A 230-nucleotide genomic window follows, 5' to 3' on the forward strand; every position below is an offset into this window, starting at 1 on the left:
GAAGTGGTTGCCTTTGGTTTGCCGGAGGAGGATTCACAGCGTAATCTGATCGAGGATCTGCTTTATGATGCTGTGATGAGTGCCGTTGACAGTATTCCGCGCGCGCGTCGTAAGGATCTTGAACTGGTACGTGAAGCTGCACGGCGTGCAGTACGCGCTGCAGCTAATGATGTCTGGGGCAAAAAGCCGGTTACCACTGTCTTTGTGACACGTATTCCGGAAGCCTGATT

1 pseudogene is annotated in these 230 nt (G+C 52.6%); it reads left to right on the forward strand.

Annotated elements, in window-relative coordinates:
- Positions 1-228 (forward strand): annotated as a pseudogene (locus tag HBA93_RS24005) (MBL fold metallo-hydrolase); the annotation flags it as partial.
- Positions 229-230 lie beyond the last annotated feature (2 nt).

It is taken from the genome of Ochrobactrum sp. SFR4, assembly GCF_019730395.1.
Taxonomy (GTDB): Bacteria; Pseudomonadota; Alphaproteobacteria; order Rhizobiales; family Rhizobiaceae; genus Pseudochrobactrum.